Here is a 23,974-nt window from a genome sequence, read left to right as displayed (position 1 = left end):
GCAGGCCCGGGGGAACGTACCTCCTGACGATCCTGGTTACTCGTTCCCCCGAGGGTGTGGTGTCGACGTAGGCGCGGTCGCCGGTGTCCTCGCCGTTCTCGGTGTGGTGGAGCCCGGTGGGGTCGATGTCCCCGCCGACGAAGCCCTTGCTGTTCACCCACACCGGGTTGGAACCACGTACTGCCCCTGTACGGGGTCTTGCGGCGGACGGACACCGCGTGGGTGCCGGCGAAGCTGTAGTAGCGGGTGCCGTTGTCGACGCCACCTTCGCGGCGGATCTCCTGCCCTGGCAGTCGAGGGTGGTGCCGGTACCGTCACGGCGGGAGATCGGATTCTGGCCGTTGACCCACGCGGCGAACAGCGCGTTCTGCATGGTCGACGTCGACGTGGTCAACCGGGGGCCCAAGGGGGTCATCGTCTGGCCGCCCAGCCAACGGCTGATCGACGCCGATAAGCGTGGTCACACGCCCGACACCCGCTCGCTGCTCTACTATACGGACACGCAGTCTACGACACGCCGGCCGGCACCGAGCTCCGCCAACTCGTCGTCCACGAGACGCCGCTGAGCGCGGGCACCCACCATCGAGCTGCCGTGAACGGGGTTCTGGAGGACATGGACGCCATCGCCATCGCCAACGCCCATATTCGGCCGGCCCTGTCGCGCGCACTGCAGGCCACCGGACGGGGCGTGGTGCTCGCCGCCGCAGCCGTGCTCAGCCTGGCCCTCCTCGTCGCCACCACCCTCGCCACGGCGTTCATCCTGCTCGGTGTCGGGGTGCTGCTGCTGCCACTGCTCACTCCGCTGGTCCGCCGACTCACCGGGCTGTGCCGGGAACTCGCCGCCCACTCCGGGGTCGCGATCGCCACCCCCTACCTTCCCGAGCGACCGTCGGAGCCGGGGGCGGTCGGCTGGGTACAGCGCTGCCGGTCCATCCTCACCGACCCGGCAAGCTGGCGTGACCTGCTGTTCCTGCTACTCAACGTCTTTGTCGGCTTCGTGCTAGGGCTGTTGCCGGCCACTCTGCTGGTCTACGCGGTGGAGGGTTTGGTGCTCTCCTCCGGGTTCTGGATGCTGATACGGGAGTCCGGGGTGGACTTCTGGTACGGCTTCACCCCGATGAACACCTGGCCGCGCGCGGCGCTCGGGGCGCTGGTCAGCCTGGCGGTGTTCGGCATCTGGGTGGTCGCCGCCCCTGGGGTGGTCGCCGGACACGCACACTTCGCGAAGGCGCTGCTCGGGCCGGGCGAACGGGCACTGATCGCCTCCCGCATGCGGCACCTGTCGGAGACCCGGTCGGACGTCATCAACATCCAGGCCAGCGAGCTGCGCCGCATCGAGCGGGACCTGCACGACGGCGCGCAGGCGCGACTGGTGGCGATCGGCATGAAACTCGGCGCGGCCACCCGTCAGCTGCGCACCAATCCGGACGTCGCGGAGACGCTGCTGGTCGACGCGCGCAACGCCACCGCCAACGCGCTGGAGGAGTTACGCTGCCTGATTCGCGGCATCCACCCGCCGGTGCTCGCCGAACGGGGCCTGGAGGACGCCGTCCGGGCCATCGCGTTGGAGAGCCCGATCGACGTCGACATCACCGCCGACGTACCCGGCCGGTTGGCCGCGCCGGCGGAGTCCGCCGTCTACTTCGCGATCTCCGAACTGTTGACCAACGTCGTCAAGCACGCCAACGCCGACCGGGCGAGCATCGACCTGCGCCATGAGGACGACGCCCTGCGCGCAGTGGTGATCGACAACGGTCAGGGCGGCGCGGATGCCAGCGTCGGCACCGGGCTCCGGGGCATCGAACGACGTTGTGCTACGTTCGACGGGACGTTCGTCCTCAATAGTCCCGAAGGTGGACCGACCGTCGCGATCCTGGAGCTGCCGTGCGCGTTGTACTCGCCGAGGACCTCTTCCTTCTGAGACAGGGATTGGTCCAGCTCCTCGAGTCGTACGACTTCGAGATCGTCGCTGCGGTCGACAACGGTCCGGCACTGCTCGACGCGCTGGTGACCCTGAGCCCGGAGGTGGCGGTGGTCGACGTGCGACTGCCGCCGACGTTCACCGACGAGGGTCTGCAGGCCGCCCTGGAGGCGCGTCGCCGCTGCCCCGGCCTGCCCATCCTGGTGCTCTCCCAGCACGTCGAGCAGTTGTACGCCAAGGAACTGCTCGCCGACGCCAGCGGCGGCATCGGCTACCTGCTGAAGGACCGGGTGCTCAACAGCGATCAGTTTGTGGACGACATCCGGCGGGTCGCCGACGGTGGCACCGCGATGGACCCGCAGGTGATCTCGCAACTGTTGGCTGGCCGGTCCCGCCGGGAACCGCTGTCCATGCTGACCCCTCGCGAGCGGGAGGTGCTGAAGCTGATGGCCGAGGGATGTTCCAACACGGCCATCGCGCAGCGGCTCATCGTCAGTCAGGGCGCGGTCGCCAAATACACGACGAGCATCTTCGGCAAGCTCGATCTGGCCCCGGCGGACGACAGCAACCGTCGGGTACTGGCCGTGCTGGCGTACCTCAACGGCACCCGCGTCGACGTCTCCTGACGCCACACCGGCCCCGCCCGAACCGGGCCGAGGGCCCCGATGGCGCCGCTGACCCCGGCACGCGGTGGTGCCCCGGCGGACCGGGGGCACCACCGGTCGTTTCGCTACTCGACGGCGACGGCGGCTTCCGCCGGCCGGACGCGCATCACCCGGCGTCCGGGCAGCAAGGTGGCGGCAAAGGCGAGCACCGTGGCACTTGCCACCACGGCCAGGTAGATCCAGAACGGCCCGGACGGTACCGGTCGCCCCAGCACCACGATGCTGAACGGCATCAGCGTGGCAATGGAGGCGATGGTGCCCAGCACCACCCCGATGACGGCGACCATGCCCGCCTCCACGGTGAGCATCTGCAGCGACTGCCGCCGGGTAGCGCCGATGAGGCGCTGCATGCCCAACTCCTGGCGACGGCCGGCGGTCGCCACGATCAGTGTGTTGGCCACCGAGATCATGGTGTAGCCAGCGACCAGCGCGACGAGAAGATAGTTGACCCATGCCTGGGTCTTGGTACGTTCGGCGAAGGTGGTGATCGCCTCGCGTCCCTCGATCATGGTGCCGGGGTGATCCGCGACTTTTTCCCGCAGACTGGCCACCAACACGTCTCGATCGATGCCGGGCGCGGCGGTGACCAGGATCTGTCGGGACAGTCCGCTGGTGCTGTGTACGGCGAGCAGCTCGGCGGGGAGCAGGATCGTCTCGAACCCCTCCTTCGCCGGGTAGAGCGCCACCACCCGCAGATCCACCGCCGACCGGTCCCCGAGCCGCAGGGTGATCTGGTCGCCGACGCCGACGCCGAGGTTCTTTCCGGCGACCTCGGGCAGTGCCACCGTGCCGCCGGTGAGGTCGCCCAAGTTGCCCGCGACGGTCCGTACCCCGGTGATGCTGGCGGCGCTGGCCCCGGTCACCCCCTGCAACGGCCACGGCGACTCCACGTGCGACCCGTCGTACGGCTTGTTGATCCAGCCGGCGCTGGTGACGTACGCGGACGCCGCCTCGACGCCAGGTGTGGAGCGGACCGTCTCGATGGTGTCGGCGGGGAATCCGCCGGTGGTGGAGCTGAGCACCACGTCGGCGCGGAGGTTGTCGGAGTAGTAGCGCTCCGCGGCCTCGTTCTGCGTGGTCTGGAGGTAGAAGTTGGCTACCGCCAACGCCACCGCCAGCATGATCGGGGTGACCGCGGCGGCCACCCGGACCGCGCGGGTCCGGACGTTGATCGTGCCAAGATAGCCGGCGAGCCCGAAGAACGCCCGCACCGGCAGGCTCAGGACGGCCGCGAGGAGCCGGGTCAGCCCCGGGCTGATCAACGCGATCGAGATCGCCCAGCACATCACCGCCGGCCCGGCGGTGGCCGAGGCCACCGGACCGTCCATCACGATCGCCGTCACCAGAATCAATGCGAACCCGCCGGCGAAGAAGAGGAGGGAGAACACCACCCGCGGCCAGCTGACCCACTTGCGCCCGAGCGCCGCCTCGGCGATGCCGGCCGTCGGACGGATCTTGGAGGGGCGCCGACCGGCGACGTAGGCGGCCACTAGAGCGGCGGAGATCCCGATGGCGGGCGCGGCGAGGTAGGGGATGAAGCCCTGGTGGAACTTGACCACCGGCGAGATGACCCCGGCTTCCGAGACGAGGTGGTAGAGCATCGGGCCCAGAAACACTCCCGGGACGCAGCCGAGGATCGCCGCGCCGCCCGCGACCACGAGCGCCTCGCGGCGCACCATCGTGCGGATCTGCCGGGGCGTCGCGCCGATGGAGCGCAGCAGGGCGATCTCCCTCTGCCGCTGCTGCACCGACAGGCCCAGGGTGCTGGCGATCACGAAGATCGCCACGAAGACGGTCATCCCGGCGAAGACGCCGGAGAGCGGGATGAGCTGTGCCTGCCCGCCGACGGCCTCGGGGAACTCGGCCGTGCCGCGGTCGTCGCCGGTGAGTACCACCAGCTTGCGGTCGGCGAGGGTCTGCTCGATCCGGTCGCGCAGGGCCTCCACGTCGGTGCCAGGCTTGGCCAGCACCCCGATCGCATCGGCGGTGCCGGTGTGCGGGTTGAGCCGCCGCTCGTCGTCGCCGGAGAAGAACAGCGCCGACTGGCTCATCTCGCCCGGAGGGGCGGCGATGCCGGTCACCTGGAAGGAGGAGCTGAGACCGCCGGCCACGACGTCGACCCGGTCACCCACCTGGACGCGCGCCAGCCGCGCCACCGCCCGGTCCAGGACGACCTGACCGGCCTGGGTGGGTGGCTGCCCATCAAGCTTGTACGGCCCGAGCTCAGCTGACTCCCAGCCGTGGCCCAGCGACTCGGTCCCGACCATCACCGGCGCGCCGTCACGGACGACGGTGGCGGCGAAGGACGACTCGGCGACGGCCCGTTCGACCCCGGGCACCCCCTGGATCTTGCTTACCAGACCCGGATCGATCCAGTACCGCTCGGCCAGCGGCACCGACTTGATGTTCTTGGTGTCCTGCGGGTCCTTCTTGGGCACGCCATAGGTCTGCTTGCCGCTCACCACGATGTCGGCCGCCGCGAGCCGCTGCGGCGGGACCGCCAGCCGGATTCCGGTCTCCATCAGCCCACCACAGGCGACGATCAGCGCCACGCCGAAGAAGACCGCGATGAAGGTCGCCACGAACGCCAGCCTGCGGTAGCGCAGGGTGCACCACGCGAGGTACATCATCAGAAACCACCCCTGCCCGTGTACTGCGTGGGGCGGGTCTGCTGCCATGCGGTCAGGTGCGTCATCCGCTCAGCCACCACGTCGGCGGTCGGAGCCTCCAGCTCACCGATGAACTGCCCGTCGGCCAGGAACAGCACCCGGTGCGCGGCGGAGGCTGCGACCGGATCGTGGGTCACCATGATGATGGTCTGGCCGCCGTTGGTCACCGTCTCGCGGAGCAGTTGCAGCACCTCGATGGTGGTCTGGGTGTCCAGCGCGCCGGTCGGCTCGTCGGCGAAGATGACCGCCGGTCGCATGATGAGCGCGCGGGCGATCGCGACCCGCTGCTGCTGACCGCCGGAGAGCTCGCTCGGCAGGTGCTTGCGCCGCTCGACCAACCCGACCCGGCTTAGCACCTCCATCACCGAGGAGCGGTCGGGCCGGCGACCGGCCAGCCGGAACGGCAGACCAACGTTCTGCTCGACGTTCAGTGCCGGCATCAGATTGAACGCCTGGAAGATGAAGCCGACCCGCTCGCGGCGCAGTCGGGTGAGCTGGTTCTCGTTCATGCCGCCGAGTTCCTTGCCGTCCAGCACCACCGAGCCGGACGAGGAAACGTCGAGCCCCGCCGCGCAGTGCAGGAAGGTGCTCTTGCCGGAGCCCGAAGGCCCCATCACCGCGGTGAAGCTACCCCGCGGGAAGCTCATCGTGACGCCCCGGAGTGCCTCGACCCGGTTCTCGCCGCGCCCGTACGTCTTGCGCACGTCGTCGAGCCGCACCGCGTCGGCGCCGTTGACCGACGTCCACCTATCCTGGTTCTTGTTCACCTCGTGCTCCCCGCAGAAGAACGTCGCCGTACGGCGGTGGGTACATGTTCACGGTATGGATCGAGCGGGCGCCGCTCTATGGATCTGATGACCCGAAGAGGTGGGCCTAGGCCCACCCCCGGATCGGTACCCGAGCCGAACACAGCGGTTCAGCTCGCCTGGACCGCCGCCGGCTCCCACTGCGACCAGGACCGTTCGGCGCCGCTCGACGTCACGGCCAGCAGGCCGGCCCCGGGGGCGTCCATCGGCAGCCCCAGCGACAACTCGGTGCGGCGCCGGACGTTCAGCTTCCGGTAGACCCGGGTGAGGTGCTGCTCGACGGTGCTCACCGTGATGTACAGCTTCTTGCCGATCTCCCGGTTGGTGTGGCCGAGCGCGGCCAGGGTGGCGACCCGCTGCTCGGCGTCGCTGAGCCGGGACATCTCCTCGTGCTCCGGCGGGGGATCCGCCTCGTCGCCACCAGCCGCGTCGCCGCTGGGCAGCAGGCGGCGGCACAGCGCCTGCGCCTGGATGTCCTTGGCGAGCTGCTTCGCGCTGCGAGCCACCACCCGCGAGGTGTTGAACTCGCCCCGGCCGTAGTGCGCGCTGCTGAGGGCGGCGAGGGCGAGGGCGAGTTGGAACCGGTCGCCGGACTCCTGGAGGAGGTTGGCCGCCTGGCGCAGCGTGTTGACCTGCTGTTTGACGTCGAGCGCGGAGCCGAGCAGCCGCAGGGAGATACCCCTGGTGCGGGCGTTGTCGGCGCCTGGCCGGGAGAGTTGCTCGGTCACCATCTCCCGGGCCATGTCGGGTCGGCCGGAGCGCAGGTAGACCTGGGCCAGGTCGCCCCGCCAGGGCAGTAGGGTCGGCAGGTCCATCCCCCACTGGGCGGCCAACTGCCCGCAGGTCTCGAAGTCGGCGAGCGCGGCGTGCACCCGTCCTCCGGCAAGATGCAGGTGGCCCCGGGCCCGCAGGTACAGGGGCCAGAACCAGGTGTCCCGCATGGCGTCCGGGATGACGTACTTGAGCAGCGCCTTGGTCTCGTCGAGCTTGTCCATGCCGATCTTGGCGAGCAGCAGGTTGGACAGCGGGGAGCCGATCGCGACGCCCCAGTTGTGCGGCGACATCGCGTCCAGGGCCTCGCGGGCGAACCGTTCGCTGAGTGGCAGGTCACCCTGCCGCAGTGCGATGTGCGACCGGACGTCGGACAGGACAGCGTGCCACGTGGTGGTGCCCCGGGCCCCGGCCTCCGCCCCGAGCACGTCGCACCAGTGCACCGCCTGGTCGAGCCGGTCGGCGTGGACCAGCGTCTGCAACGCGCACAGCGCCGAACCGGGGCCGATGTCGACCAGCATGTGACTGCCGAGCACCTGCTCGGCGCGGGCGATCACCTCGTCGGTCACCCCGTCGGTGAGTACGGCCGTCAGGGATGGCGTGGCCCACGCGAGCGCGCCGTCCGCGCGGGACAGGCTGAGGGCCGGCGTGGTCGCCGCCGTGGCGTCGGGCGTGGCCTCGAGCTCGGCGAAGGCGACCGGGAAGTACAGCCGCAGCCATGGGGCGCACCCGTCCAGCTCGGCGACGGTCGTGGCGTCCAGTTGCTGCCGGGCGTCACGCAGGTACCGCAGGGTTTCCCGGGCGTCCTCGGGGTGGCCGTGCCAGAGCTGGTAACGCAGCAGCGCGGCGGCGTGCCGCTCGGAGAGGTACCCGGCCCGCAGGGCGTCGCGCTGGGACTGGAGGTACTGTTTGACCGCCGCCGGGTTGACCCGCCACTGGCAGTCGGCCAACATCGCGGTCAGTGTTGCCCGGCGCGCGGCGTCGTGGCACATTTCGTGGGCCAGTTTGAGCGACTCCACCGCGTCGTCGACCCGGTCCTCGGCGAGCGCGTGGGTCGCCGAGTCCTGCAGGAGGGCGATCGCCCACGGCTCGGCCAGACCGCCCGCGGCGAGCAGGTGACCACCGATCGCCGGGGCGGGGGCGCCCTCGGAGTGCAGCAGTTCCGCCGCACGGGCGTGCATTCCGGACAGCGCGTCCGGGTCCGGGTCGTGCAACACCGCCGCGCGCGCCGCCGGGTGCCGGAACCGCCCCGCGTCCAGCAGGCCGGACGTCGTCAGCGCGTTGAGTACCCACCGGACCCGGGCGGGCTTGCTGCCCAGCAGCCGCGCCAGCAACGCCGGGGTGGCGTAGTCGTCGAGCAGGGCCAGCCCCTGCACCGTCTCCAGGATCGCCGGGTCCCACCGACGCAGGCAGGCCAGGACCGCCTGACGGAACTGGTCGCCGACGACCGCCTCGGTGGCGTCGGTCGGCCCGGCGGCACGCCGGTCCTCGCTGAGCGCGTGCAGCAACAGTGGGTTGCCGCCGCTGATCCGGTGGTAGGCCGGGGTGAGCGCCAGGGCCGTCTCGTCATCGGTCCAGCCGCGCAGCAGCTCGGTGACTCCAGCCTCGGACAGCGGCGACAGTTGGATGTTGCAGAAGGATGCCTGCCGGGTGAGCTCGGCGCGGAACTCGGGGTTGAACGGCTGAGGTTGCGGCGACTCGGTGAGCACCACCAGGATCTGCGCGGCGCTGAGCCGGCGCTGCAGGTAGAGCACGGTCTGCAGGGTGGTCTCGTCGGCGAACTCGACGTCGTCGACGAGCAGGACGAGCGGCCGGTTCCGGGCGATGTCGAGCAGTTCGACACCCATGCCGTGCACGGCCCTGATGTCGGCGTCGCCTCCGGTCGTGGCGACCCCCAGGTCGATGAACGCGCCGATGCGTCGCATCACCTCGGTCGGCAGCGGCACGCTGTTGAACAGTTGCCCCATCACGGCGGCCGGCAGCATCCGCTCCGCCCGTGAACAGGCGGCACTCAGCACCTGCCCGCCCGCCGCGCCGACATGATCGGCCACGGCCCGCAGCAGTTCGGTCTTGCCCGTGGCACCTGGACCGCTGATCAGCGCGACCCGCCCCTTGCCCGTGGCGCTTTCGGCGTAAAGGTCCCGCAACATGTCAAGCTCGCGGCTTCTCTCTACGAAATCCACCCGTCTCCCCCAGGTCAGCGATAACGCATCGAGCGGGGCGCGGCCGCCTACCCGGGTAGGCCTTCGACCACACCGTTCGGCTCGGTGCCACCCGTTCCACCGAGCCCGACCCGGTCACTGAACACGCCGGACCGCAAACCACGAATAACAGGGATAACCGTCTATTCGTTGATAGTCCCATCGCGCCCCGACCGCGGGTACAGCATACATAGACACCCGTACAAGACGAAAGTGTGGACACGATTGTTCCGTCACCGACACCACACGCAGGGTGGCGTCCCGTCGGTTGGTGGACCCGCGCCGCGAATTACCACTCAGCAGCAATTGCATGATCGGACAACCCACCCACGCACGGCTCCCGCCTGCGCAGATCCTGCACGGGCGACTGCGAGATCGACCACGCCGACGGACACCGCCACCCGAACCGGACTCCGACAGAGGGTCCCTTACCGGCGTCTATCCTATGGTTGCCGGCCAATTCCGCATCGCTCTCACAGATCAGTCGACGTCGTCATACCATCACCGACCGGACAGGGATCGGCGAATCCGGCAATCGACTGCGAGGAAAAAATGAGTGTTAACAGGAAGGCAATGCTATTACAAAAACAATTCACGGTGCCGAGTTTCCTGTCGGTCTTACGACATCAAGTTTCACAAAGGCCGCTCACCAGGACCGAAAGTGGCCGCAGGTCGACCAGCCGCTGAAATCTGGTTGCCGGCCCGGGGATCAGGCGTTCTTCCGGGTATGCCCGGGCCCGCTCCGCCGGCGAGGCCGAAGTCGTCGGAGAACAGTGATGCACCACGACCGGTCGCACGCGTCTCCGCGTCGGCCGGGGACAAAAGCCCCTGCGACCGGCCGAGCAGCGCACGGCGCTCCAGCGCCGTGCGCGACGACTACCCGGTGGACGTCGTGCTCGACGACCGTCCGGTGGGTCTGCCGGACACCCGCGGACACGCAGCGTCCCGACCGGCGCCCGCCGCATCGGCGGCGGCGACCACGAGCACGTCCAAGGCTCGGGTGACCACGACGGCTTCGGCAACGCCTCGCGGGCCGTGGTCCATCGCTGGACCTATCGTACGAAGATCGCCGGACCCGGCGCCGTGATAGGGCGCCTACGACCGGTGCCCCTCTTCACCGTCGTCCCGGTCATCCGGTCGACTCTCTGGGCAGCACCCGCTCCAACTCGGCGCCGATCAGCCGGATCACGTCGTCGGCGTGGTCGTTCAGATAAAAGTGCCCGCCGCGGAAAATTCGGACGTCGCACTCACCAGTGGTATGCCGCCGCCAGTCGTGCGCCTCGTCCAGGGTGGTCATCGGGTCGGCGTCCCCGGTGAGCACGGTGATCGGAGCGTCCAGCCGCTGATCCGGATCGGCCCGGTAGGTCTCTATCGCCTTGTAGTCCCCCCGCAACGCGGGCAGGATCATCGGCAGCAACTCCGGATCGCTCATTATCCGCGGGTCCGAGCCGCTGAGCCTGGCCAGTTCCCGCAGCACCCCGGCGTCGTCCCGGGTGTGCACGTACCGCTCCTCACGGACCCGGGACGGCGCGCGGCGCCCGGACGCGAACAGGCGCAGCGGCGGCCGGCCCATCCGCAGTTGCAGCCGCAACCCCACCTCGTACGCGAGCACCGCGCCCATGCTGTGGCCGAAGAGCGCCACGGGCCGGTCCAGCCACGGCCGTAGCGCGTTGAACACCCCGTCGGCCAGGTCGGCGACCGAATCCAGTACCGGCTCGTGCCGGCGGTCCTGCCGCCCCGGGTACTGGATCGCCAGCACGTCCATGGCGGGCGAGAGGGCCCGGGAGACCGGGAACAGGTAACTGGCCGAACCGCCGGCGTGCGGCAACGCCACCAGCCGGATCGCGCTGGACGGCGCCGGATGGAACCGCCGCACCCAGAGGTCGTTCTCAAGCGTTTCCGTCATCACTGGTCCTCTTCGGATCGGCGCTGCTGGAGTGCCTCACAGCGGTACGTCTGGAGCCGTCTGTTCCCGTGGCGGCCCCGCCCAGCGGCACCATCGAGTCGGCGTCCAGCAGAGCGCCCAGACGTACCGTGGGCGAGCGCGGGTCGAGATCCACCGGTGCCCCTCCGACGAAGCGAGCGTAGGAACGCCCGGAACACCGGGACAACCCCTAGACGGAACACCGGCCCCCTAGCCCCACAACCGCGGCAAGCTGCGACCCCAGGCGCGCACTCGTTCCCGCACGGAGCGGGAACGTCACCGGCTGTTGGGGACTGCCCGGTCAGGCCACCGGGGGAGCCGGCCGGATGGTGAACGGGGCGGCCGGCTCCGGACCGATCCGGACCGCCGGGTCCAGCTCGGCGTCGGAGGTCGCCTCGGCCGGTACGGGATCGGTCGCCGTCGGCGCCAGGTCCGTCGAGGTGGCATCGGTGGTGGGCGGTGGCCCCTCGCCGAGGGTCGCGTCGTCGACGGGTGGGTCCCCCGACCCGTCGGACGGACCCAGCGCCGTCACCGACGCGCCCACGTTACGCAGCAGCACGGCCGCCACGATCGCCGTCACCAGCAGGATCCCGGCCGCGACGATCGCGGCGGCCCGCAACTCGTCGGTGAAGGCCGCCCGAGCGAGCGTCACCAGCGTGTCCGCCGCGGCGGCGGAGAGCGTCCGGCTCTCCTCGACCGCGCCGCCCAGGGTCTCCCGGGCGGTGGCCCAGCTCTCCGTCGGCACCCCGTCCGGTGCCGCGCCGGAGAGCTCACGACGGTAGACGTACGCGCCGATGCTGCCGAGGATCGCGACGCCGAGCGCCGCACCGAACTGGCTGCCGGCCTCGGAGAGTCCGGCAGCGGCGCCCGCCCGCTCCGGGGGCGCGGTGGAGACGATCAGCTCCGCACTCAACGTCAGCACCATGGCGATGCCACCCGCCATCAGCGTCTGGCCGAGCACCGCCAGGGCCAGGCCCGACTCGTCGCCAACCCGGGCGAGCACCACGCAACCGGCGGTCGCCACCAGCAGGCCACCGGCGGCGACGTAAGCGCGCTTGAAGCGCTGCGCCAGCATCGGGGCCAGCACCGCCGCGCCGATGCCCGCCGCGCCGGCGGCAGGCAACGACCACAGGCCGGCGGTGAACGGACGCAGCCCGAGCACCAACTGGAGGTACTGGCTGATGAAGAACATGAACCCGACCAGCGCGAAGTTGGCGAGCACGTTCATCACCGCCGCCGCGCTGAACGCCGGGGCACGAAACAGCCGGACGTCGATCACCGGGTCGTCGAGACGCCGCTGACGCAGCACGAAGACGGCCAGGAACATCAGGCCGGCGACCACGCCGGCCACCGGCGGCCAGCCCACCCCGTCCTCGGCGAACAGCTTGATGCCCCAGATCATGGGCAGCACTGCGACGAACGCCAGTACCGTGCTCAACAGGTCGGGCCGCCCGGCGTTCGCGTTGCGGAACTCCGGTAGCAGCAACGGTGCCAGGACCAGCAGGAGCAGCATGATCGGCACGTTGATCTCGAAGACGGTGCCCCAGGAGAAGTACTGGAGCAGCGCGCCGCCGGCCACCAGGCCGATGACACCACCGGCGGAGAAGCCGGCCGCCCAGACCCCGATCGCGGCCCGCCGCTCGTTCTCGTCGTGGAACATGTTGCGAATCAACGACATGGTCGACGGCATGAGCGTCGCACCGGCGGCACCCATCACCGCCCGGGTCCCGATCAGCATGCCGGGACTGTTGGACAGAGCCGTGGCCACGGACGCCACCCCGAAGACCGCCGCACCGATCATCAGCAGTCGGCGGCGCCCAATCCGATCCCCCAGCGTCCCCATCGGAATCAGCAGGCCGGCCAGCACGAAGGCGTAGACGTCCGTGATCCAGAGGAGTTGGCTGCTGGTCGGCTCAAGGTCCGCCGTGATGAACGGCAGAGCGTACGACAGCACGGTCATGTCCATGCTGATGATCAGTGTCACCATGACGAGTACCGCGAGACCGATCCACTCGCGGCGGCCGGCCTTTGCCTGCGCTGCAGCCATGCCCGAAAGCTACACCCGATCTATACATCCGTATACATCCGTGGATGATTTAGGGGGTGGTTCCGAGTAGGGTGACGCTCGTGGGTCATCGGGAACGCCTGCTGGCAGGGGCCAGGAACTGCCTATACGAACGCGGTTACACGCGCACCACCGCCCGCGACATCGTCGCCGCTTCGGACACGAATCTGGCGTCGATCGGCTACCACTTCGGCTCCAAGGAGGCGCTGCTGACCGCAGCGCTGGTCCAGGCCTTCGAGGAGTGGGGTGTCGAGATCGACCGGGTGCTGCGCGATGGCACCCAGCCCGATCTGATGGACCGGTTGGAGTCCATGTGGACCGGCCTGGTCGAGTCGTTCGGCACGCACCGGCCACTCTGGGTAGCGGGGATCGAGGCGTTCGCGCTGGCCGAGCACCTGCCAGTGCTGCGGGAGCAGTTGGCTGAGAGCTACACCCGCGCCCGCCCGGCCCTGGCCACCTTCGTCATCCGCAACGGTGGCGGGAACGTCACCGACGAGACCCGCAAGGCGATCGGCTCGATCCTGCTGGCGCTGATGACCGGGCTGACGGTGCAGCGGCTGCTCGATCCCGAGGCGGCTCCGTCCGGCAAGGAAGTGGCGGAGGCGCTGCGCCTGATAGTCGGCGCGGTCAACGATTCCGGCGGCGCCTGACTCCGCCGGGGACAGGGGTTCCGGCCCCACCTGACCAGACGATCGCCCCGGCACAGGGGCCCGATAGGGGGCATCCGCCGCCGGGCGCCCCGGGCGACCGGATCACTCCACCCGGACCAGGCCGGCGCGGAGCATGTCCTCCATCCAGACGTCGAAGTCCCGTCGGGTCGCTGCCGGATCGGCCGACCACTGGCGGGCCAGGACGGCGGCCGCCTGCTCCAGCGAGCCGCCCTGCTGCTGCAACGCGATCCACATCGCGGCGGCGGTCGCCCCGAACCGGTATCGCAGTCCGCTCCGTTCGAAAACCAGCTCGAGTTGTCCGTTCCGAGTGACTTCGGCGACGATCCCCTGTTCGAGTCGCACCCGCATCCTCCCTACCTCTCCGTAACCACCCTGATGGCACCTACGGCGAACCTCACGTTCACCAGGTCCGTCCATTACGGTATGAGGTCGGACGGTGACGCGATACGGTCATGGACCCACGCCGAAGGTGGACAAAAGTCCACCCGTTCGCAGGTAGGGAACCCAAGGTCCGCCGAACACCCGTGGGCGTCGGCGAACCTCGGTACCCCTGGACGGATGGTCAGTCCGACGTCTGCAGCTCGTCGTCGAGGATGTCGAACAGCTCGTCGGCGGTGACCGACGTCAGGTCCCGGGCGGTAGACTCCGCACCGGCCGCTCCGTACGCGGCGTTCCACCGGGACATCAGCGCCTGGAGTCGGACGGTGATCCGGCCCCGCTCCGCCTCGTCCGGCACGGTGCCGTCCATCAGCGCCTCGAACCGGGCCAGCTCGGCCTCCAGGTTCGCGGCGTCCGGCACGTCACCGGTCAGCTCCGACCGGACCAATCGCGCCACCGCCGCCGGGCTGGGGTGGTCGTAGATGAGCGTCGCCGGCAGGCGCAGCCCGGTGGCCGCACCGAGGCTGTTGCGGAACTCCACCGCAGCGAGGGAGTCGAAGCCCAGCTCCAGGAAGCCCTTGTCCATGCCGACGACATGCGGGCGGTCATGGCCGAGCACCTCGGCCGCCCGACCCTGGACCAGCTCGGTGACCACCCGGTCGGCCTCCTCCGCCGGCAGCCCGGCGAGCCGGTCCGCTAACGTCCGCTCCCCGGCCACCACACCGGCCACCACACCGGCCGCCACCCGACGCGCCGGAGCGCGGACCAGACCACGTAGCAACGGTGGCACCCCCTCGGCCCGGGCCCGCAACGCGGCCAGGTCGAGGCGGACCGGCAGCGCCAGGGCGGACGTGGACTGAGTGGTGGCGTCGAACAGCGCCAACGCGTCGACGGTGGACAACGCGCCCACCCCGGACCGGGCCATCCGCCGCAGGTCCGCCTCGCCCAGGTGTCCGGTCATCCCGCTGCCCGGCTCGGCCCACAGACCCCAGGCCAACGAGGTGCCGACCAGGCCGTGCGCCCGACGGTGCTGGGCTAGGGCGTCCAGGTAGGCGTTGGCCGCGGTGTAGTTGGCCTGCCCGGCCGCGCCGAGCGTGGCCGCCGCCGAGGAGAACAGGACGAACCAGCGCAACGGCAGGTGCAGGGTGAGTTCGTGCAGGTGGCGGGCGGCCTCGGCCTTGGGGGCCACCACCCCCGCCAGCCGTTGCGGGGTCAGCGCGGGCAGCAGACCGTCGTCGAGCACGCCGGCCGCGTGGATCACCCCGGTGAGCGGGTGCGCGGCGGGCACCCCGTCGAGTAGGGCCGCCACCGCCGACCGGTCGACCAGGTCGCAGGCGACCAGCGTCACCTCCGCACCGGCCGCCGTCAGGCGGGACACCAGTTCCTCGACGCCGGGGGCGGCCGGGCCACGCCGGCTGGCCAGCAGCAGCCGCCGGACGCCGTGCCGGGTCACGAGGTGTTCGGCGACGAGCCGGCCCAGCCCACCGGTGCCGCCGGTCACCAGCACCGTGCCGCCCGGCTCCGGGCCGGCGGGCAGCTCACCGGCAGCCACCGGCAGCGGAGCGAGCCGGGGCACGAACAGCCCGCCGGAGCGTACCGCCAGTTGCGGCTCGGCAGCGGCGGCGAGGGCCGCCCGCAGCCCAGCCGGGTCAACCCCGTCGACGTCGACCAGGACGAACCGGCCCGGGTGCTCCTCCTGGGCGGCCCGGACCAGACCCCAGACGGTGGCGTCGGCGGGCAGGGGTACGTCCTCGCCGTCGCCGGTGGCGATCGCGCGGGTCGTCACCAGGGCCAGCCGGGCACCGCTGAACCGGTCGTCGGCGAGCCACCGCTGGACCAATTCCAGCGCCCCGGCGGCGGCCGGAACCGGCGAGTCCGACATGGCCCGCCAGGGCAGCACCACGGTCTGCGGCACGACGCCGGTCCGCGCGATGTCGTCCGCGAGGGCGGCCAGGTCCGGGTGGTGGGGCACCCCGAGGCCGAGGTCGCTGTCCCCGACCACCACCGTCAGGTGGACCGGCCCGGCGTCCCCGGCCGGCACCGGGACCCAGTCGAGCTGGTACAGCGCTGAGCGGTGGGCGGTACCCGCCACACCGAGCTGGTCGGTCGCGAGCGGCCGGACCACCAGCGCGGCGACCGAGGCGACCGGGACGCCATCGGCGTCGGCAAGATTCAAGGCGACCTCCTCCGGGCCGGTCCGCGTCAGCCGGACCCGCAGCGCCGTGGCACCGGTGGCGTGCAGGGCGACGCCGCGCCAGGCGAACGGCACCTGGAGCCGCCCGTCGTCAGGGTGATCCGCCTCGGCCAGGTTGAGGGCGTGCAGCACCGCGTCGAAGAGCGCCGGGTGCAGACCGAACCGGGCGGCCGAGGACCAGGCGTCCTCGGGGAGCGCCACCTCGGCGTACACCTCGTCGCCGCGTTGCCAGGCGGCCCGCAGCCCCTGGAACAGCGGGCCGTAGTGGTAGCCGGCATCGGCGAGCCGAACGTAGCGCCCGTCCAGGTCGACCGGTTCGGCGTCGGCCGGCGGCCAGGTGTCGCCGGCCGCCACGGCCGGCACGGTGGCCGCCGCCGGAGCCAGCACGCCAGTGGCGTGCCGGGTCCACCCGTCACCGCCGTCCGCCGGGCGGGAGTGAACGGTGACCGAACGACGGCCGGCACCGTCGAGTGCCCCGACCACCACTTGCAGGTCCACACCGCCGCGCGGGGGTACGGTCAGCGGGGCCTCCAGGGTCAGCTCCTCCACCAGGCCACAGTCGACCTGGTCACCGGCGCAGACGGCCAGCTCCACGAAGGCCGTCCCGGGCAGCAGCACCGTTCCGGCGAGGGCGTGGTCGGCCAGCCACGGATGGGTCCGCAGGGAGAGCCGGCCGGTCAGCACGGTGCCCTCGACGCCAGCCAACCCGACCACCGCGCCGAGCAGCGGGTGGCCGGCCGGGCGCTGGCCGAGGCCGGGCACGTCACCGTCGACCTCCGCCGGGGCGTCCAACCAGAGCCGGCGACGCTGGAACGGGTACGTCGGCAGTTCGGTGACGCGGGCGCCGGTCGGCGCGAACCAGGCCCGCCAGTCCACCGGCACTCCCCGGGTGTGCAGGGTCGCCAGGGCGGTGAGCAGGGTCGTCGCCTCGTCCCGGCCGTTGCGCAGCACCGGCACCAGGGCGACGCCGTCGGTGCCGGTGACACACTCCCGGGCCAGCGCGGTGAGCACCGCGTCCGGGCCGACCTCCAGGTACGTGGTGACGCCCTCGGCCACAAGTGTGGTGATTCCGTCGCTGAACCGGACCGCCTCCCGGACGTGGCGCACCCAGTAGCCCGGGTCGCGGATCTCGTCGGGGTCGGCGAGCCGGCCGGTCAGGTTGGACACCACCGGCACCTGCGGCGGGTTGAAGGTCAGGCCGGCGAGAACCTCGTGGAACTCGGCCAGCATCGGCTCCATGTGCGGCGAGTGGAAGGCGTGGCTGACCCGCAGCCGCTTGATCCGGCGGCCTCGCCCCCGCCAACCGTCGGCGACCGCGCCCACGGCGTCGTGGTCACCGGAGATGACCACCGCCTGCGGACCGTTGACCGCGGCGACGCCCAGTTCGGCCTCGCGGCCGGCCAGGTCCCCGCGTACCTCCGCCTCGGACGCCTCGACGGCCACCATCGCGCCGTCCTCGCGCATGCTCTGCATCAGCTGGCCACGCGCGGTGACCAGGGTGGTCGCGTCGGGCAGCGACAGCACCCCGGCGACGTGCGCCGCGGCGACCTCTCCGATGGAGTGCCCGGCGACCAGGTCAGGTCGGATCCCCCACGAGTCGAGCAACCGGAACAGGGCCACCTCGATGGCGAACAGCGCGCTCTGGCTGTAGACAGTCTGGTCGAGCAGGGCGGCGTCGGCCACTTCCGGCTTGTTGTAGAGCACCTCGCGCAGCGGTCGGTCGAGCTTCGCGTCCAGGTGGGCGCTGACCTCCTCCAGCGCCTCGGCGAAGGCCGGGTACGCGGCGGCCAGCTCGCGGCCCATGCCGAGTCGTTGGGCACCCTGACCGGTGAAGAGCATGGCGAGTTTTCCGCCGACGGGGGTGCCCCGGACGACCTCGCTGCCGTCGCCGCCCCGGGCCGTCTCCCGCAGCGCGCGCACGGCGTCGTCCCCGGCGGCGGCGACCACGACGGCCCGGCGTTCCAGCGCCGCCCGGGTGGTGGCCAGCGAGTACGCCACGTCGAGGCTGGCACCGGTGGCGGCGACCAGGTCGGCTTGGGCGCGCAGCGCCTCGTCCGACCGCGCGGACAGCAGCCACGGCAACACCGCCGGGACCACCGACGCCGTCACCTCGGCCGGTGGCTCCTCGACCGGGGGTGCCTGTTCGAGGATGACGTGGGCGTTGGTGCCGCTGATACCGAACGACGACACCCCGGCCCGCCGGGGCCGCTCCAACACCGGCCACCGCTGCGGCTCACGCAACAACTGCACATCCCCAGCCGCCCAGTCCACCTGCGAAGACGGCTCGGTCACATGCAAGGTACGCGGCAGCAAATCATGACGCATCGCCAGCACCATCTTGATCACCCCAGCCACACCGGCCGCGCCCTGGGTATGACCGATGTTCGACTTGATCGACCCCAACCACAACGGCCGATCCCCGGAACGGCCCTGACCGTACGTGGCCAGCAACGCCTGCGCCTCGATCGGATCACCCAACGCCGTACCAGTACCGTGCGCCTCCACCACGTCCACCTCGGTCACCGACATACCCCCCGCCGCCGCCAAAGCCTGCCGGATGACCCGCTGCTGCGAAGGACCATTCGGCGCCGTCAGACCATTCGACGCACCATCCTGGTTGACCGCCGAACCCCGCACGACCGCCAACACCTGATGCCCGTTGGCCCGAGCATCGGACAACCGCTCCAACAGCAGCATGCCGACACCCTCGGACATCACGGTGCCGTCCGCGCCCGCCGAGAAGGACTTCACCCGGCTGTCAGCGGCCAGGCCACGCTGAAGGCTGAAGTCGAGAAACGTGTCCGGGGTGGACATCACCGTGACACCACCGGCCAGCGCCAGGGAGCACTCCCCCGCCCGCAACGCCTGCACCGCCAAATGGATCGCCACCAACGACGACGAACAGGCCGTGTCGACACTGACCGCCGGCCCCTCCAACCCCAACGTGTACGAGATCCGACCCGACGCCACACTGGACATGCTGCCGTTGCTCAGGTAGCCGGCCAGCTCGTCCGGGACGGACGGTAGTCGGCTGGCGTAGTCGTGGTACATCACCCCCGCGAACACACCCGTCGGGCTCCCCTTGAGCGTCGTCGGGTCGATCCCGGCCCGCTCCAACACCTCCCACGAGGTCTCCAACATCAACCGCTGCTGCGGGTCCATCGCCACCGCCTCACGCGGACTGACCCCAAAAAAGTCCGCGTCGAAGTCAGCCGCGTCGTAAAGAAAACCACCCTCCATCGAATACGTCTTGCCAGCCTTACCAGGCTCCGGGTCATACAAGCCCGCCAAGTCCCAACCCCGATCGACGGGAAACGCCGAAATCGCATCCCCACCATCAACGAGAAGCTGCCACAACTCCTCCGGATCACGCACCCCACCCGGAAACCGACAACTCATCGCAACGATCGCGATCGGCTCATCGGCCACCGGACGGGACGGTTCGTCCGGTGGCCGGACCTCGGCCGGGCTGCCGACGATCGTGTGGTGTAGATGATCGGCGAGCACGGCGGGGTTCGGGTAGTCGAAGACGAGCGTCGCGGGCAACCGCAGCCCGGTAGCGGTGTTCAGCTTGTTCCGCAGCTCCACGGCGGCCAACGAGTCGAAGCCGAGTTCCTTGAACGCCCGGGTCGGTTCGACGGCAACACCGCTGTCGTGCCCGAGGACCCCCGCGACGCTGGTACGGACCAGATCGAGCAGCATCCGGCGCTGGTCGTCCACACCGAGGGTGGCGAGTTGCCGCTGTAGTCCGGAGCCGGTGACCGGGGCGGTCCCGGCACCGGCCACTCGACGGGCGGGCAACCGGACCAGACCCCGGAACAACGCCGGCATCTGCTGCCCCTGGGCACGCAGCGCGGCGGTGTCCAACCGGATCGGCACCAGCGCCGGCTCACCCGCTGCGACCGCCACGTCGAGCAGGGCCAGGCCCCGCTCGGAGTCGATTGGCAGGACACCGGAGCGGGCCATCCGAGCCACGTCGGCATCGCCGAGGTGGGACGTCATGCCGCTGCGCTGCTCCCAGAACCCCCAGGCCAACGACGTGGCGGGCAGGCCGAGGGCATGACGGTGGGCGGCCAGGGCGTCCACGAAGACGTTCGCGGCGGCGTAGTTACCCTGCCCGGCCCCGTCGATGGCACCGGCGGCGGAGGAGAACAGCACGAACGCGTCGAGGTTCCGGTCGAGGGTCAGCTCGTGCAGGTGCCAGGCCGGTTCGGCCTTGGCCCGCCACACCGAGTCGAGCTGCGCCGGGGTCAGGGTGGCCAGCAGCCCGTCGTCGAGGACACCGGTGGTGTGCACGACCGCGGTCAGCGTGGAGATGCCGTCGAGCAGTGCGGCGACGGCGTCCCGGTCAGCCATGTCACAGGCGACGATCCGGACGGTCGCGCCCAGCGCGGTCAGCTCGTCGGCCAGCTCCGTCGCGCCGGGCGCGTCGGGCCCCCGACGCGAGGTGAGGACCAGGTCGCGGACGCCGTGGCCGGCGACCAGGTGCCGGGCCACCAGCGCGCCCAGCACACCGGTGCCCCCGGTCACCAGCACGCTGCCGTCGGCTCGCCACACCTTGCCGGAGCCGGCGAACCGGGCCAGCCGGGGCACCCGCACCTTTCCGTCCCGCAGGGACAACTCCGGCTCGCCGGTGCCCACCGCCGCCAGGATGTCCTCCACTGGCGTCTCCGGGTCGGCGTCCACCAGCACGAACTGGCCCGGATTCTCCGCCTGCGCGGCCCGCACCAGGCCCCACACCGGGGCGTGGGCGAGATCGGTGCCGCCGTCGACGGCGCCGTGGACGACCACCACCAGTTGGGCGGCAGCCTGCGCCGGATCGGCCAGCCAGGACTGGAGCAGGGTGAGGGTCTGCCCCACCGCCGTCCGGGCGGCGGTCGCCGGGTCGGTGTCGTCGCCGACCGGGGTGAGCGGGGCGAGCACGACGTCGGGAACACCGAAGCCGATTCCCTCCAGGTAGCCCCACGACTCGGTGGCGGTGCCGGTGGGGACCGTCGTCCAGTCGATGCGGTAGAGGTCGCCGTCGGCCGGGGCGGCGGTGGTGAGTTGGACCGGACGGGAGACGAGGGCACCGACGACGGCCACCGGGGCCCCGTCGGGGTCGGCGAGATGCAGGGTGGCGGACTCCGGCCCGGTGGCGGTGATCCGGACCCGCAGGGCGGTCGCCCCGGTGGCGTACAGGGTGACGTCGGTCCACGCGAACGGCAGGTACGGCGGCCGACCGGCAGGCACCGGCTCACCGATCCCCACCGCCTGGAGCGCGGCGTCCCACAGCGCCGGGTGCAGTCCGAACCGGGCTGCGTCCGCGTGCGCCTCCTCCGGCAGGGCCACCTCGGCGTACACCACGTCGCCGGCCCGCCACGCCGCCTGCACGCCCTGGAACATCGGCCCGTACTCGTAGCCCTGGGCCATCAGGTCGTCGTACAGGCCCGCCGTCGGCACCGGCACCGCACCCGGCGGCGGCCACGCGGTCAGCGTGAACGCGGGGTCGGGGGTGTCGGCCGAGAGGATGCCGGTGCCGTGCCGGACCCAGCTTGCGGTGTGCTCCGGGCGGGAGTGCACCGTGACCGTGCGCCGGCCGGCCTCGTCGGGGGCACCCAGCAGGAGTTGCACCTGGACGGCGCCCTGCGCGGGCAGGAGCAGCGGAGCGTGCAGGGTCAGCTCGTCGAGGTGACCGACGCCGGCGTGCTCACCGGCGTGCAGCACCAGCTCGACGAGGCCCGTGCCGGGCAGCAGCACCGTGCCGTTGACGGCGTGGTCGGCCAGCCACGGATGGGTGTCCAGGGAGATCCGCCCGGTGAAGAGCACCTCACCCGACCCGGCCATGCCGACCGCGGCACCCCACAGCGGGTGGCCGGCGGAACCGAGCCCGGCGGCGGCGAGGTCGGCGGTGCCGCCGGTGGCGTTGATCCAGTACCTGCGGCGCTGGAACGGGTACGTGGGCAGCGGCACCTCGCCACGGGGACGCGCCGGCAGCGCCGGCGACCAGTCCACCGCGACGCCCCTGCTGAACGCCTCACCCAACGAGGTCAGCCAACGGCGCAGACCACCCTCGTCACGGCGTAGCGAGCCGACGGCGGCGACCTCGACACCCCCGTCGGCTGCGGTCTCCTCGATGCCCATGGTCAGCACCGGGTGGGCGCTGCACTCCAGGAACACCCGCATGCCGGCGGCGAGCAGGACGCGGGTGGTCTCCTCGAACCGCACCGTCTGCCGCAGGTTGGTGTACCAGTACCGGGCGTCCAGGTCGGCGGTGTCGAGCACCCCCGCGGTGACCGTCGAGTAGAACGGCACGCGGGAGGTGCGGGGAGTGATCCCGGCGAGGACGTCGAGCAGCCGCTGTTCGATCAGCTCCACCTGGGCGGAGTGCGAGGCGTAGTCCACGTTCACCCGCTTGGCCCGGTGGCCCTCGGCGCTGAGGGTGGCGACCAGGTCGTCGACCGCGTCGGGATCGCCGGAGACGACCACCGAGGAGGTGCCGTTGACGGTGGCGACGGAGATCCGCCCGGCGTAGCCGGTCAGCCGCTCGGCCGTCTCCCGCTCGGGTAGGCCGACGGAGGCCATCGCGCCCCGCCCCGCCAACTCCTCCGCGATGGCCAGACTGCGCATCGCCACCACGGCCGCGCCGTCACGCAACGACAGGCCACCCGCCACGACGGCCGCGGCGATCTCACCCTGCGAGTGACCGATCACCGCGTCCGGTTCGACGCCGTACGCGCGCCACAGCCCGGCCAGCGACACCATGACCGCCCACAGCACCGGCTGCACCACGTCAACCCGGTCCACCGGCGGGCTGCCCTCCACCTCACGCAGCACGTCGGTCAACCGCCACGGCACGAACTCCGACAACGCCGTGCCGCACTCGTTGATCCGCTCGGCGAACACCGGCGACGAGTCGATCAACTCCACCGCCATGCCCAGCCACTGCGATCCCTGCCCGGGGAAGACGAAGACGGTGCCGCCCTGGAGAACCCCGGGGGCGGTGCCGCTCTCGGCGAAGGCCCGCGCCCCGGCGACGAACTCGGCCCGGTCGCCGACGACCACCGTCCGCCGGTCCAGCAGCGCCCGCCCGATCGCCAGCGTGTGCGCGAGGTCACTCGCCCGTGCGGTGTCGCTTCCGGCGACGGCCGCCACCCGCCCGGCCTGCTCCCGCAGGGCCTGGTCGGTACGGGCGGACAGCACCCAGGGCAGGATCTCCGGCTCGGGGGCGTCGGCCGGTGGCTCCTCGACCGAGGGTGCCTGTTCGAGGATGACGTGGGCGTTGGTGCCGCTGATACCGAACGACGACACCCCGGCCCGCCGGGGCCGCTCCAACACCGGCCACCGCTGCGGCGCGGTCAGCAGCCGCACATCCCCGGCCGACCAGTCGATCTGCGGGGACGGCTCATCAGCGTGCAGAGTGCGCGGCAGCAGGCCATTGCGCATGGCCAGCACCATCTTGATCACCCCAGCCACACCGGCCGCGCCCTGAGTATGACCGATGTTCGACTTGATCGACCCCAACCACAACGGCCGATCCCCGGAACGGCCCTGACCGTACGTGGCCAGCAACGCCTGCGCCTCGATCGGATCACCCAACGCCGTACCCGTACCGTGCGCCTCCACCACGTCCACCTCGGTCACCGACATACCCCCCGCCGCCGCCAAAGCCTGCCGGATGACCCGCTGCTGCGAAGGACCATTCGGCGCCGTCAGACCATTCGACGCAC

At 71.2% G+C, this 23,974-nt stretch carries 10 protein-coding genes and 1 pseudogene; 3 read left to right on the top strand and 8 right to left on the bottom strand.

All coding sequences use genetic code 11. The features are described from left to right. Window positions 1-7 precede the first annotated feature (7 nt). Window positions 8-328: pseudogene (locus HCA58_RS23530) on the bottom strand (hypothetical protein); the annotation flags it as partial. A gap of 285 nt (window positions 329-613) precedes the next feature. Here HCA58_RS23530 and HCA58_RS12240 point away from each other — a divergent pair. Together HCA58_RS12240 and HCA58_RS12235 are read left to right on the top strand one after the other, a co-directional pair. Next, the gene (locus HCA58_RS12240) at window positions 614-1,921 is read left to right on the top strand and encodes a sensor histidine kinase (protein WP_169598064.1); all 1,308 of its coding nucleotides are present in this window, start codon (window positions 614-616) and stop codon (window positions 1,919-1,921) included. Further along, a complete protein-coding gene (locus HCA58_RS12235) occupies window positions 1,885-2,547 on the top strand; it encodes a response regulator transcription factor (protein WP_169597925.1) in 663 nt (220 codons plus the stop codon). The genes HCA58_RS12240 and HCA58_RS12235 overlap by 37 nt, the downstream gene beginning before the upstream one ends. A 104-nt stretch (window positions 2,548-2,651) precedes the next feature. Here HCA58_RS12235 and HCA58_RS12230 read toward each other — a convergent pair whose 3' ends face one another. The 5 genes from HCA58_RS12230 to HCA58_RS12210 all read right to left on the bottom strand — a co-directional run bounded on the left by HCA58_RS12230 (window position 2,652) and on the right by HCA58_RS12210 (window position 13,004). Next, on the bottom strand, window positions 2,652-5,216 hold the full coding sequence (locus HCA58_RS12230) for an ABC transporter permease (RefSeq protein ID WP_169597924.1): 2,565 nt from the start codon (window positions 5,214-5,216) through the stop codon (window positions 2,652-2,654). After that, window positions 5,216-6,022 carry an ABC transporter ATP-binding protein gene (locus HCA58_RS12225; protein ID WP_169597923.1) on the bottom strand — a complete coding sequence of 269 codons (807 nt, stop codon included), beginning with the start codon at window positions 6,020-6,022 and terminating at the stop codon, window positions 5,216-5,218. The genes HCA58_RS12230 and HCA58_RS12225 overlap by 1 nt, the downstream gene beginning before the upstream one ends. A 149-nt stretch (window positions 6,023-6,171) precedes the next feature. Beyond that, window positions 6,172-9,015, bottom strand: a complete 2,844-nt coding sequence (locus HCA58_RS12220; RefSeq protein WP_169597922.1) for a LuxR family transcriptional regulator — start codon at window positions 9,013-9,015, stop codon at window positions 6,172-6,174. Between the two features lie 1,147 nt (window positions 9,016-10,162). Further along, a complete protein-coding gene (locus HCA58_RS12215; protein WP_169597921.1) occupies window positions 10,163-10,939 on the bottom strand; it encodes an alpha/beta fold hydrolase in 777 nt (258 codons plus the stop codon). Between the two features lie 319 nt (window positions 10,940-11,258). After that, complete coding sequence (locus tag HCA58_RS12210) at window positions 11,259-13,004, bottom strand: MFS transporter (RefSeq protein ID WP_169597920.1); 1,746 nt, start codon at window positions 13,002-13,004, stop codon at window positions 11,259-11,261. A gap of 80 nt (window positions 13,005-13,084) precedes the next feature. On the opposite strand from HCA58_RS12210, the gene HCA58_RS12205 reads away from it, so the two are divergent. Then, window positions 13,085-13,672, top strand: coding sequence for a TetR/AcrR family transcriptional regulator (locus tag HCA58_RS12205; protein WP_169597919.1), 588 nt, complete (start codon window positions 13,085-13,087; stop codon window positions 13,670-13,672). Window positions 13,673-13,774: 102 nt separating this feature from the next. On the opposite strand, the gene HCA58_RS12200 is transcribed toward HCA58_RS12205, so the two are convergent. Both HCA58_RS12200 and HCA58_RS12195 read right to left on the bottom strand, forming a co-directional pair. After that, window positions 13,775-14,041, bottom strand: a complete 267-nt coding sequence (locus HCA58_RS12200; RefSeq protein ID WP_169597918.1) for a PqqD family protein — start codon at window positions 14,039-14,041, stop codon at window positions 13,775-13,777. A 214-nt stretch (window positions 14,042-14,255) separates the two neighbouring features. Continuing rightward, window positions 14,256-23,960 (bottom strand): type I polyketide synthase, encoded by a 9,705-nt coding sequence (locus tag HCA58_RS12195; protein ID WP_277351247.1) that lies wholly within the window; start codon window positions 23,958-23,960, stop codon window positions 14,256-14,258. Window positions 23,961-23,974 lie beyond the last annotated feature (14 nt).

The organism is Micromonospora sp. HNM0581 (assembly GCF_012726175.1).
GTDB lineage: Bacteria > Actinomycetota > Actinomycetes > Mycobacteriales > Micromonosporaceae > Micromonospora.
This window is presented reverse-complemented; position numbering and strand designations above follow the sequence as displayed.

Coding starts and splice junctions, on each gene's coding strand:
- HCA58_RS12240 (WP_169598064.1), top strand. CDS start 614: ATGGACGCCATCGCCATCGCCAACGCCCATATTCGGCCGGCCCTGTCG.
- HCA58_RS12230 (WP_169597924.1), bottom strand. CDS start 5,216: ATGATGTACCTCGCGTGGTGCACCCTGCGCTACCGCAGGCTGGCGTTC.
- HCA58_RS12215 (WP_169597921.1), bottom strand. CDS start 10,939: ATGACGGAAACGCTTGAGAACGACCTCTGGGTGCGGCGGTTCCATCCG.
- HCA58_RS12210 (WP_169597920.1), bottom strand. CDS start 13,004: ATGGCTGCAGCGCAGGCAAAGGCCGGCCGCCGCGAGTGGATCGGTCTC.
- HCA58_RS12200 (WP_169597918.1), bottom strand. CDS start 14,041: ATGCGGGTGCGACTCGAACAGGGGATCGTCGCCGAAGTCACTCGGAAC.